The sequence below is a fragment of the Sphingobacterium prati genome (assembly GCF_013167215.1).
GTDB classification, from domain to species: Bacteria; Bacteroidota; Bacteroidia; order Sphingobacteriales; family Sphingobacteriaceae; genus Sphingobacterium; species Sphingobacterium prati.
Genome location: NZ_JABJWY010000035.1, coordinates 194024 through 207823 on the forward strand (window position 1 = coordinate 194024; position 13800 = coordinate 207823).

General features: G+C 42.6%; 6 protein-coding genes. All 6 read left to right on the forward strand.

The genetic code is table 11. The features are described 5' to 3' along the window. Positions 1-120 precede the first annotated feature (120 nt). The 6 genes from HPC41_RS16730 (at position 121) to HPC41_RS16755 (ending at position 13797) form a co-directional block, all read left to right on the forward strand. Positions 121-3222 carry a SusC/RagA family TonB-linked outer membrane protein gene (locus HPC41_RS16730; protein WP_172395158.1) on the forward strand — a complete coding sequence of 1034 codons (3102 nt, stop codon included), beginning with the start codon at positions 121-123 and terminating at the stop codon, positions 3220-3222. A gap of 116 nt (positions 3223-3338) precedes the next feature. Beyond that, complete coding sequence (locus HPC41_RS16735) at positions 3339-4853, forward strand: RagB/SusD family nutrient uptake outer membrane protein (protein ID WP_172395159.1); 1515 nt, start codon at positions 3339-3341, stop codon at positions 4851-4853. 289 nt (positions 4854-5142) lie between these two features. Continuing rightward, entirely contained in the window at positions 5143-8232 is a 3090-nt protein-coding gene (locus HPC41_RS16740) for a SusC/RagA family TonB-linked outer membrane protein (protein ID WP_246250803.1), read from the forward strand. 11 nt (positions 8233-8243) lie between these two features. Beyond that, positions 8244-9812: a RagB/SusD family nutrient uptake outer membrane protein gene (locus tag HPC41_RS16745; RefSeq protein WP_172395160.1), complete on the forward strand. Its 1569-nt coding sequence runs from the start codon at positions 8244-8246 to the stop codon at positions 9810-9812. 18 nt (positions 9813-9830) lie between these two features. Next, positions 9831-11285, forward strand: a complete 1455-nt coding sequence (locus HPC41_RS16750) for an alpha-L-fucosidase (protein ID WP_246250809.1) — start codon at positions 9831-9833, stop codon at positions 11283-11285. Positions 11286-11322: 37 nt separating this feature from the next. Then, on the forward strand, positions 11323-13797 hold the full coding sequence (locus HPC41_RS16755) for a glycoside hydrolase family 2 TIM barrel-domain containing protein (RefSeq protein ID WP_172395372.1): 2475 nt from the start codon (positions 11323-11325) through the stop codon (positions 13795-13797). Positions 13798-13800: the final 3 nt, after the last annotated feature.

Here is a 13800-nt window from a genome sequence, read left to right on the forward strand (position 1 = left end):
CAAAACACGATTATGACTTGAACAAATCTTTAAAAATTAGATTTGGATTTAAACGAATTGCTCAAGGAATGAATCTATCAATCAAAATATAAACCACAAGAACACTAAATATTTAAAATTATGAAATCAAAGCTTTTCAGAAGAGGGCCTTGTGCGCTTATTCCCTATGCTTCCATGGCAATATTTTTGTCACCGGGACTATCGCTGGGGACCACTAAGGGCGAAAACAGAGGTATCTATCATCAAATTAATCAGGAAGAATCAGAAATCAGAGGTAAGGTTGCCAACAAAGACAATTCTCCCTTGCAGGGAGTTTCTATAAGCGTGAAGGGAGTCCCTGGCCGGAGTACACAGACTAACGATAAAGGTGAGTTTATCTTAAAGGTACCTGCGAATGCAACATTAACTTTTTCTTCCATTGGTTACGCTGGGCAAGAAATTAAACTTGGGGCGAATCAAAAGACGGTACAGCTCACCTTACAATCGAACGAGTCAGTTATGGATGAGGTCGTTGTCGTGGGCTATGGAACACAACGAAAAAGTGATTTAACAGGTTCCGTGTCTTCCATTAATGCGAATCAAATTAATGCGTTCCCCTTGGCAGGTACTGCACAAGCTTTACAGGGGAGAGCCCCTGGGGTCTCAGTGACCAGCACGAATGGAGAACCCGGTAAAGCTCCTCGCGTACGCATTAGGGGCGGTAGTTCCATCAATGCGAGTAGTGATCCATTGTATGTAGTTGATGGCTTTCCTGGTAGTTCTGCCCCCGCGCCTGAAGATGTAGAATCTATCGAAGTGTTAAAAGACGCTTCCGCAACAGCTATTTATGGTTCGAGAGGCGCCAATGGGGTGATCATGATAACAACAAAAAAAGGACGTTCGGGCAAGCCTGTTATTGAATTAAATAATTCCTTTGCTTCCCAAAAAGTGGGCAAGCGTCTTCCACTATTAAATGCTTCGGAATTTGCCGCTTATATTAACGATACCTATGCGAACGCCGGAAACAACAACCTGCCATTCAAAGATCCGCAATCCCTGGGTGAAGGAACCGATTGGCAGGATCTTATTTTTAGAAATGGAAACCAGTTGAATAATCAAGTCTCTGTTTCCGGTGGTAGCGATAATATCAGGTACTATACTTCCGTCAGTCATTTTGGACAAAAGGGAACTGTGATCAATTCGGATTTTAGAAGACTTTCCGGGACTTCAAATTTAGAGATGAAGGTTTCTGATCGAATCAAAATCGGAACGAGACTGCTGTTTAATCGCAATAAATTAAATGGTGTAAGGACACAGGAAGGAAGCAGTGGAACCACAGGTGCAGGGGTAATCTCCGCAGCCTTGCGTTTTGAACCTACACAGGGAGTTTATGATGAGGAAGGAAAATACACCTTGAAGCAGTTCGGTGATCCGCACGACAATCCGGTGGCTGCTGCTATGGAAAGGAAAAACGAAGTGATTACAGACCTGTTTCAGGGGAATGGATTTGTGGAGTTGGGGATTCTCAAAAATCTGATCTTTCGCAGCACTTTTGGTGTACAGGTCAGCAATCAACGTACAGGTAATTATGTCTCAAAAGAACTTGTCGAAGGTAGGAATTTCGGTGGAGTCGGCTCGATCGCGGCACATAAAAACACCAATTTGATCAATGAAAACTTCTTGACCTACACGCAAACCTTTCATGAAGACCATAATCTGAATGCGATGGCTGGTTATTCCTATCAGAGTTCTAGAAATGAAACCTGGCAGGCAAATAACCGAAATTTCATTTCGGACAGCTTTAGCTATTGGAATCTAGGTGCTGGTTCCAATTATCAAAATGCATCTTCGAATCTTGAAGATTGGGTAATGTCTTCCTTTTATGGTAGGTTGAATTATAATTATAAGAATCGCTATTTCGTTACCGCGACAGGAAGGTACGATGGCTCTTCCAAATTTGGAGATAATAATAAATGGGCTTTCTTTCCCTCCGGAGCGCTTGCCTGGAATGTAAGCCAGGAACCTTTTATGAAATCTGTCGATTGGCTGAGCAATTTAAAATTGCGAACAAGTTATGGCGAAACCGGAAACTCGGAAATTGGTTCCTACCAATCCTTGGCTAGATTTTCACCTACCTTAACAACAATGGGCGGAAGTCCAGTTAATGCAGTACGTCCGACGAATGTTGCCAATCCGAATCTGACCTGGGAAACAACCAAGCAGACAGACGCCGGATTGGATATCGGTATTCTAAAGAGCCGAATCAACCTATCAGTAGACTATTATTACAAAAAAACGATCAATCTCTTGTATCAGGTGCCACTGCCGCTCTATTCGGGTTTTACTACGGCGCTTCAGAATGTGGGAAGTGTACAAAACAAAGGTTGGGAATTTGGTTTGCAGACAACCAATCTCAACGGCGCCTTTGGATGGAAAACAGATTTTAACATCAGTTTCAACCGAAACAAGATTTTGCAGCTTCCCGGAGGCGAGATTCGATATAATACGATCCCTGGTCACATGCTTTCAACGGATTCGCAGCTACTACGTGAAGGAGAGGTACTTGGCGCATTTTTTGGATGGGTGACAGATGGAATTTATCAGCAGGGCGATGATTTTAGCGCACAACCAAATAAGAAACCTGGAGATATTCGCTATAAGGATCTATTTGGACGCGATAAAAATAATCAATTGATCGCCGGTGCAAATGGTGTTGTTAATGCTGACGACCGTACGATTATAGGCAATCCAAATCCTGATTTCACCTTCGGTTTTAACAATGATTTTAAGTATAAGAATTTTGATCTGAATATTTTTATGCAAGGAAGTTATGGTAATGATATGTTGAATATCACACGAATGGAACTGGACTGGATGGCCGGAAAAGGAAATGCTACGAAGGATGCACTGCGACGCTGGACACCCGAAAATACCAATACTGACGTACCAAGGGCAAGCTCAACCAACAATCCCGAAGTTTCCTCGCGCTGGGTAGAAGATGGCTCTTACCTCCGGTTAAAGAATCTTGCTCTTGGCTATAATTTTTCAGAAAAGTCACTCGAGAAAATTCATCTGAAATATTTAAGAATATATGTCAGTGCACAAAATATATGGACATGGACCAACTACACGGGTTTTGATCCTGAAGTAAGCTATCAGGACTCTAACCGAAATGTCGGATTAGATTACATGGGCTACCCCAATATTAAATCGTACACCCTTGGCTTAAATATAAGGTTTTGACATTACTAAGAACCATCTAAATACTATTGATGGTCGTTAAATGAAAAATAAATAATCTGGGTGCAGCAATTTTCAGCTAGATGCTCGAAATAGGCACCTGTTAATAATTCATGCTCATGAAAAAGATAACTATATATCGTGTTATACTTACGATGCTGTGTTTTACCAGCTTGTTTTCCTGTACCAAACTGAACGAGGAACCGGTAAGTATTTTGGATCCTAAGCAATATTTTAAGACGGAAGCGGATGCAGAAGCTTCCGTGATGGGGATTTATGGGCTGCTAGCCAATGCAGATTTTTATGGACGGCGATTGACCATGGTACTGCAATTGCTGGGTGATGACATTGATATTGCGGATATTGGTACGCAATCTAGTCGGATTCAGTTGAACAGTTTTACACATGATGCGAGCAATCAGGATCTGCTCGCCGTATGGAAAACCGCTTATTTGGGTATTGGCGCAGCAAATGCCGCAATAGATGGTATTCCAGCCGTCACAATGAATGAGGCTAAAAAATCTGCCCTCATTGCCGAAGCGAGGTTACTTCGGGCTTTATATTACTATCACTTGGTTCAACTATTTGGGGATATCCCCTATATGGGTGAATTTGTCAGTGACCCAAGCAAGGTAATTGCGATCAGCAAAACTCCGGCAGCAAAGGTTTATGAGCATATCATCGCAGACTGTGAATACGCGATAGTGAATTTGCCAGATACCTATGCCAATAACAAAAAAGCGAGACCATCCAAAGGCGCCGCCCAGACTTTGTTGGCTTCGGTCTATATGGTCTTGAAAAAATGGGATGATGCCGCTAAGATGGCTGAGGCTGTAATCAATGATGCAAACAAATACCAGTATGCCTTGGTCAAAGATTATAATAGCCTATGGGATGCTGATCTTGGTTTTCAGACTGAGCATGTCTGGGTGGTTGATTTTCTGGGCGGAATTACCGGAGAAAATTCATCCAATCAGGATTATACGGCGCCGATGACCGGTGTGCGGGACGCTGATATGTTGGGGTGGAGCGTTATTGTACCATCAAATGGTGTATATAATAGTTTTTCCGATCAAGATTACAGAAAGAAAATCAGTTTTCTGACCGAAACACCGATAAAAGGGGTGATGACACCTTATCAGAAATGGAAATGGCCTCGTATACATACCGCAAAATGGTGTTTGCATCCGGGCACGAATGCTGGAGCGGATGGTTCTGACTCTGATATCAAACATGTTATCTTTCGTTATGCTGAAGTTCTTTTAATGGCAGCTGAGGCATTAAATGAGAGCAAAGGCGGACCAACGGAGAAGGCATATAGCTATATAAATGCTGTTCGCGCCAGAGCAAGGTATACGCCACAGGGAGTACAGAATTATCCTGCCGACCTAGCAACGGGTATGTCGCAGACAGACTTTCGAAAAGCAGTACAGGAAGAACGTCGTGTTGAATTAGCTTTTGAATGGAAAAGATGGTACGATATCAAACGTTGGGGACAAGTAGTGGATGCATTTACTAGGCCGGGAGCCTATGAAAGCCAACCAAAAGTAAAAGATTTTCATGCACTGATGCCTATTCCTCAGGATGAAATCGCACGTAATACAAATTTACTGCCCCAAAATCCAGGGTATTAGAACAGCAATATCGGACTTCTTTGGTGTTAAATGAAAGAAAATATCAACTTGTAAATAGGTTGATATTTTCTTTTTAAGGATAGATAATACCTTTTTTATGCCATCGTCAAGAATGAAACAGCGATTGAAAATTTAATTTTCCTCAAAATCCGTTTAATTCTGCTGGAAATCAGGGAAAAAGACATTTTTTCCACCTATTCGAACGAAAAATCTCCCTCTAGAGGCCGACTATTTTTGATATTTGGTTTCATTTACTGAGTTCAAAATAACCACATAAACCAAAAGAACTATGATAACACCGATAACCAAAACGGTAGGGAAGGGTTTGCTTTTATTTTCGCTGATGAGTATGGCTGCACCAAATGTGTTTGCACAGTCGCAGCTAAAAATATCCGGAAAAGTAACCTCACCTGCAGGCGAACCACTTGCAGGGGTGACAGTACAGATTAAAGGCACAAAGAATGGAACCGTTACAGATGTATCCGGCAATTATCAGATTCTTGCCAAGGATATTGATGTATTGATTTTTTCACTGGTAGGTAGAGAAAAAACAGAAATACCTATTGATAAAAAAGAGCATATCAATCTCGTACTACAAGAGTCAAGTAGCCTAATGGACGAGGTCGTTGTCGTAGGTTACGGAACACAGAAAAAGAGCAATTTGACTGGAGCAGTTGCTGCAGTAGACGGAAAAACCTTGAATAAACGAATTGCGACTAATCCTACACAATTACTTCAAGGGCGTATGCCGGGACTTCGTGTGACACAAGGATCCGGAGAGGCGGGTAATGAAAATGTGAATTTACAAGTTAGGGGATTAGGCTCTTATGGTGCTTCTTCTGCACCATTGGTCATTGTGGATGGGATTCCCGGTAGTTTGGAGAACCTGAATCCACAGGCGATTGAAAATATTACAGTATTAAAAGACGCCGCCTCAGCAGCAATCTATGGAGCAAGAGCTGCAAACGGTGTGATCCTCGTGACAACCAAACAGGGTAAATCCGGAAAAGCACAGCTGAGCTACGATTACAATGTTGGAATTACAAAAGCTTCAGCATTACCTGATTTGGTCTATAATTCGGTTGATTATATGACCCTATATAATCAAGCTGCTAAAAATTCAGGTATCAGCAATGCGAATTCGCTTTTCAGCCAGGAAATGATTGATGCTTATAAAAATGCGACAGACAAAACGCTTTATCCTGACTTTAACTGGTTGGATGCCGTGTTTAAAACTGTACCGGTGCAAACGCATAACTTAAGTTTAAGTGGTGGTGCCAATGGAACCAATTATAACGTTATCCTCGGTTACGTCGATCAGCCTGATATCATGATCGGGACTTCCTTTAAGAAGTATAATTTGCAGTTAAATCTGAACTCAAAAATCAATGATAGAATAAGTTTTGGTTCAAGCATTACGCTGAATTATGGTGATCGAAAATATCCCAGAAATGGAGCCGAAGATCAGTTCCTGTCAACAATAAGTCAATCGCCATTATATGGTCCTGTACTTCCGGATGGTAGTGGACGATATACCTCAAGAGCATATCCATTTCAGTCACCCAATAAAAATCCTGTAGCCGTTGCTGAAAATGCATTCACAAGACTGAACAATTACTTTATGCAGGGCAATATTTTTGTCAATGTAAAACTGTTGGAGGGTTTAGAATGGAAAACCAGTGGTGGTCTGACCTATGGATTTACCAAAAACTATACGAACAAGCCTGTGATCAATCAATACATGTGGCAGGCAAAACCGGATGCACTTCCGGCGCGACAATTGGACGTGGGCGGCCAAGGATTGGAAGTGACGGATGACAATAACGTATATCCTGTGGGATATACTCAACTGACTTACGACAAGTCATTTGGAGACCATAATTTGAAAGTACTAGCCGGCACACAAGCAGAATATAACAAAACGCAAAAATTATTTGGCAGTAGATTGCAATTCCCTAATAAGGATCTGCTGGAATTGGATGGCGGCGGGGCGGGACAACAGTCCAATAGTGGTATCACGAATGAATGGTCTCTAAGATCCTATTATGGTCGTTTGAATTATGATTACAAAGGCAAGTATCTCTTGGAAGGAAATGCCCGTTATGATGCTTCTTCACGTTTTCCTGAGAATCGTAAATGGGCCTTTTTCCCATCTGTGTCGGCAGGATGGAAGATCTCAGACGAGGCTTTTTTTGGCGAGCAGCTTAAAGAAACAGTGAATGAAGTCAAACTTAGGGCTTCCATCGGAACCCTCGGTAATCAGAATATCGGAAACTATCCCTATCAAACTGTTTACAGCTCTGCTTTTGCCTATCCCTTTGAAGAGACCCTACAACAGGGAGCACGTCAGGTGGCTATGGCAAATGAACGCATTAAGTGGGAAAGTACCAAGGTATTGGATTTTGGAATTGATCTTGGATTCTGGAATAATAAGTTGACAGCCTCCTTTGACTGGTACAATAAAGTGACCTCTGATATTCTGTCGTCATCGACAGCATTCCCTTCCTATATTGGTCTTACTGCACCGACGGTAAATTATGGAACGTTGCGTAATAGAGGGATCGAACTCGGACTTCAGTACCGCGAGAAAATAGGTGCGGTATCCTTAACATTAAATGGTAATATCCAGGCCAATAGTAATAAGGTTATAAAATATGGAGCCGAACGTATTTCCGGAAATACAATTGTTCGGGAAGGTTTACCATATGGTAGTTTCTACTTGCTGGAAAGTGTCGGTATATTTCGCTCGAAGGAGGAGATCGCAAGTTCGCCAAAACAACAAGTTCCAGCGCAACCTGGCTATTTGAAATTTGCGGACGTCGACGGCGATAACAAGGTGGATAATAATGACCGCGTTGTAATACCTGGGGCATTCCCAGATTTTGATTATTCATTTAATGCAACCGCAGTATGGAAAAACTTCGATTTTACGGCATTTTTCTTTGGGTCTCAAGGCCAAAAAATATTTGTTAGCGAATGGGGAATCGTTCCTTTTAGACAAGGCGGGACTTTCACGCGAGAATGGATGGACGCTTGGACACCGGAAAATCCAAATGCATCGTTACCGATTGTAGGATTAGACAATTCACCAGCAGCAAATAATGTACGGACGGCCTCTACATTTTTCTTGAAAGATGGATCTTTCTTACGATTGAAAAATATTCAAATAGGTTACAGTATCCCACAGAACACATTATCAAAGGCAGGTATTTCGGGATTACGCGTTTATTTTGCCGCAGATAACTTGGTTACTTTTTCGAAGTTCCCAGGTTTAGATCCAGAACGCGGTGTATCGTCCAGTGGTGGAGCAACCTCAGGACGTTATGTAACCCATCCTCAAAATAAAGTTTTTGCATTTTGTGCAAATATCACCTTCTAACTGATGAGATCATGAAAATTAAACTAAAAAAGACATATCTATATTTTTGTTTGGCGGCTACCACAGCGCTGGGCAGTTGTGCGAAAGATTTCTTAGATAAAAATCCAACGGATAAAATACCTGAATCTACTTTTTGGAAAACTCAAGCGGATGCAGACCTTGCACTATCGGGCGTGTATGAATTTTTATGTAGGGGATATAATTCTACATCATCTTCCAATGCCCGGGGGGGCTGGGGTGGGGCAAGCATGTTCTGGGACGGCTTATCCGATGATGCATTCATATCAAGCACATCCAATAATTTTAATACAATTTCTAGAGGTGGATTGACCTCAACGACAGGCGGTATGCAGGCGGAAGGTTATGAGATCTCCTATCAAGCAATCGCAGCCTGTAATAAATTGATTGCCAATATAGACCGTATCACCAGCATGAGCCAGCAGGATCGGGATCGCTATAAAGCCGAAACCCGTTTCATTCGTGCACATTATTATTTTTTACTGACTAATCTTTATGGTGATGTGCCACTGACACTTGAGCCACTAGGTTTGGATGATGCCAGCGCTAGACTGGGAAGGACTGAAAAAAGCAAAGTTTTGGAAGCTGTTTTAGCAGATCTTGATTATGCCATTGAAAAGTTGCCAAACACCGCATATAAAGGACATGCTGTCAGGGGTGCTGCACTCGGTTATAAAGCGAAAGTATTATTGACAAATAAAAAATGGGCTGAAGCTGCTGCAGTGGCAAAGATGGTGATGGATGAAAACAAATTTTCGATCTATCAAGGTGGCTATCGGGATTTATTTAGAAAACCTGGTCAAAATAGTAATCCTGAAATTATGTTTTCGGCGCGTTTTCTACCACCTAATATGTATAGCCCCGCAGATATGATGTACTCCTATTTAATGACGGTACAGCCACTGGGGTATCTGGTTGATTCCTACTATTGTATTGATGGCAAGGATATCAGGACTTCTGCCAAATATGACGCGAAAAATCCTTATGAAAATCGTGATCCCCGATTGAAGGCATCTATTATCTATCAGGGGGTATGGCGTGGAACGACGGCTTCTTCGGCCTTTGATCCTGTCGCGGCGGATGTTAAGGGGGGCTTTTTGCCCCGGAAATATATCAATGAAGCCAAATGGCCAACCAGCTACGCGACACAAAGTGATCAAGATTGGGTATTTCTTCGTTACGCGGATATTCTGCTGATGTATGCAGAAGCAAAAAACGAAAGTGCTGGACCTGAGCAAACAGCCGTCGATGCATTGAATCAGGTACGATCCCGCGCAGATGTAAAAATGCCCTTGCTGCAATTTAGCTCCGGATTGACGAAGGAAGAGTTTCGCGGTATTATCCGTCAGGAGCGACGTGTTGAATTGGCTCTGGAAGGACAGCGTTACTTTGATCTAAAACGTTGGGGACTTATAAAACAAGTCATGGACAAAACCAAAGATCCCGATGGTGCAATGCGCTTATTTGCAGAGCGGGATACCTTATGGCCTGTACCACAGTCCGAAGTAGATATTGCTAAAAGTTTGGGAAATGATAAATTTACACAAACAAAAGGCTTCTAAGATATAACCATTATAGGCATGAAAACTAAACTGAAAATGTATAAAATACTATTCCTGATACTCCTGATCTCAGGAATATCTAGTGGCGCTTCAATGGCGCAAGAAAATAAACTACCTGATAGTCTACGGATGAAATGGTGGGAAGAAGCCAGATTCGGCATGTTTATCCATTGGGGCGTATATGCACAATTTGGCGGTGTCTATCGTGGTCATGAACAAGCTCGGGGTGGAGCGGAATGGATTATGAACCGTTCAAAAATCCCGGTTGACGAATATCAGGCAATGGCAGGCCAGTTTAATCCTGTACAATATAATCCCGACGAATGGGTGCGTATAGCGAAAGATGCCGGTATGAAGTACCTCATTATTACGGCCAAACATCACGACGGTTTTGCACTGTTCGAAACGAAAACCAGCAAATGGAATATGGTCGACGCGACTCCTTATGGTAAAGATCTGTTAAAGCCTTTGGCCGCAGCCTGTAAAAAGTATGGAGTCAAATTAGGGTTCTACTATTCACAAGCACAAGATTGGAATAATCCCGGAGGTTCAGCGGCGCGGAAACTCATGCGCGAAGGCTGGCCCAGTCCAGACTCAGCTAAAATAGATGCCTATACCTTAGCGCATAAAGGCCATTGGGACCCAAAGCAGGAAACCGCGAGTTTTGATGACTATATCAAAAATGTATCTGTACCACAGGTGAAAGAACTTTTGAGTAATTATGGTGATATTTCCGTTTTGTGGTGGGATACACCAACAAATATGACGGATGAAGCGGCAAGCATGTTACAGGAACAACTGCGCCTGCAACCCAATATTATTACCAATGATCGCTTGAAAAGACCAAATTTTCCGGGGGATACAAAGACGCCAGAACAGAAAATTCCAGATTGGAGTGAATTGGAAGGAAAGCATTGGGAAACTTGTATGACTATGAATGGAACCTGGGGATTTCGTACGTCTGACCATAAATGGAAGTCGGCAGAAACATTGATCCGTAATTTGGTTGATATCGCATCAAAAGGCGGGAATTATTTGCTCAATGTCGGCCCGAAACCCGATGGAAGCTTTCCACAGGAAAGCATAGACAGATTGGCGACGATAGGTAAGTGGATGAAAATAAACAGTGAAGCAATTTATGCAACCAAAAGCAGTCCTTTGCAACCCTTTGAGTGGGGAAGATGCACCATGAAGGAACTGGGCGACAAGACCCTGCTTTACCTGACCATATTTGACTGGCCTCAAGATGGAACGGTCGTTCTTCCAGTAAAAAATAAAGTTTTAAACGCTAGTTTTTTATCGAATGGTAAAACGCTTAAAGTGAAATCTCAGTCTGATACGATCAAAATTGACGTTTCCAAACAGGCCATTGATCCTGTCGCAACTGTAATCAAAATTGAGTTGGATGGAAAACTAGAAAGAGATAAGACTGCCACAGCAAAGGAAATGAAAACCGGAGCCTTGGATGAATAAGCTGAATTTAAAGATTAAGAAAAGAGAACCCTATTTAATGATAAAGGAAAATAAGTTTTATAAAATACTTGCATTGCTATTGGGATTTGGCGCTTTACAGCTCCAGGCTCAGGAATCAAAGCGAATCGACAGGGAATGGGACTTTCTGAAGAGCGATCTTGGGGGGATTTGGGAAGCTGTACGGCCGGTTGGGGCGGGCAATCCTGAATCCGTTCCACTATGGCAAACCGTTAGTTTGCCTCATTGTTACAATGCCTTAGATGCTGTTGATCCAGCTGTCAATTATTATCAGGGCCCAGGTTGGTATAGAAAGACATTAACCATTGAAAACCCCTATCCAAATGGTCATACATTGCTTCATTTTGAAGGTGCAGGACAAAAGTCTACGGTTTATATCCATACGCAAAAGGTTGGGGAACATGTCGGCGGCTATGACGAATGGACAGTAGATATTACTGAGACCGTCGAAAAGTTTAAAAAAAACGAAGCCTATAAAACACAGTTTAAAGGGAAGATACCGGTTTCAATTCGGATAGATAACTCGCGTGACCTCGAAATGATTCCCTCAGACCTATCCGATTTTAACCTATATGGAGGTATCTATCGCCATCTGAATTTGAAATATGTACCACAGACGGCTTTAGAAAAAGTCTTTGTTAGCCCTACAGTGGATGCAGATGGAAAACAGGGGGTATTGCAAATCCGTGGTCGCCTATTAACACAATCCAACAGCTCAAATTTTGATGTCGAAACACAGCTTTATGACCCTTCGGGTAAATTGCTACTGAGTCAGACGCCGGTTGTTCGTTCGGTGGAAGGATCTCTTGACTTTGGAAAATTAACGGTTAAAAACCCCGAATTGTGGAGCCCAGATCATCCTGCTTTATATCGTTTGGTAACCATCGTCAAAAGCAATGGACAGACATTTAAAGAAGAGAGCCTTTTTGGTTTCCGGCATGTAGAATTTAAAGATAACGGTCCCTTTTTATTAAACGGAAAAAGACTTTTGCTTCGGGGCACGCATCGTCATGAAGATCATGCTGCTGTAGGAGCGGCCATGACAGATTCACAGATTTTACAGGAAATGACAATGATGAAAGAGATGGGCGTCAATTTCATTCGGCTGGGGCATTATCAACAAAGCCGCAGGGTTCTCGAAGCCTGTGATAGTCTTGGTATTTTGGTTTGGGAGGAGATCCCTTGGTGTCGCGGTGGCTTGGGCGGTGAAATCTATCAGCAACAAGGGAAACGGATGTTGACAAATATGATTGAGCAGCACTACAATCACCCTTCGATCATTATTTGGGGGCTCGGTAATGAAAATGATTGGCCCGGCGATTTCCCCGAATTCGACAAAGAGAAAATCAGGACATTTATGCGGGAATTACATTTACTTTCCCACCAATTGGATCCCAGTCGAAAAACAGCCATACGACGTTGTGACTTTTGTAAAGATATTGTTGATGTATATTCACCTTCTATCTGGGCGGGTTGGTATCGTGGCGTGTATACAGACTATAAAACGGCCTCGGCAGAGGAAATGAAAAAGGTCAAACATTTTCTTCATGTGGAATGGGGCGGAGACAGTCATGCTCGTCGCCATGCAGAGGATCCTGATCGGGCATTAGCCAGGATAGAAGGTGATGGTACCACCGATGAACGGGCTGGCGATGCATCCCTCGTGGGTGGTGCAGCAAGAGTTTCCAAGGATGGTGACTGGAGCGAAAGCTATATCTGTAATTTGATCGATTGGCACCTTAAGGAGCAAGAAACCATGCCTTGGCTTACGGGTACGGCATATTGGCCCTTTAAAGATTTTTCGACACCTGTTCGACCGGATAATCCGGTTCCCTATGTCAACCAGAAAGGTGTCGTCGAACGCGATTTTACGAAGAAGGAATCCTATTACGTATTTCAATCGTATTGGACTTCAAAACCCATGTTGCATATCTACGGACACTCTTGGCCTGTTCGTTGGGGAGAGCCGGATGAGGCAAAGATGATCAAAGTATATTCCAATGCAAAGGAGGTCGAACTATTTGTCAATGGCGAAAGTCAAGGGGTAAAGAAAAGAAATAGCCAAGATTTTCCCGCTGCTGGATTGCGTTGGATGGTGAAGTTACGTGCGGGAAAAAATCAGATCAAAGCTGTTACCAAAAATGGTAAGGAGCTTATGACAGATCAAATTGAGCAGGTGTATCAAACAGCGCGTTGGGGCAAACCTGCGAAATTACAGGTTGAAGAAATTGCACGGGAAGATGATATCATAACGGTGCAGGCCAAGGTATTGGATAAAAATGGTATTCTTTGTCTGGATGCCAAAAACTGGATCTATTTTGATGCTACAGGAGATGGTGAACTCATCATTGATCAGGGAACATCCATAGGGGCGCGAAAAGTACAGGCATACAATGGAAGAGCCTTGATAAGGCTTCGCTTATCCGCAGGAAAAGCAGTTGTGTCCGGACGGATGGACGAATCGAAAAGTACTTTGTTGACAATTGAAAAATAGTGA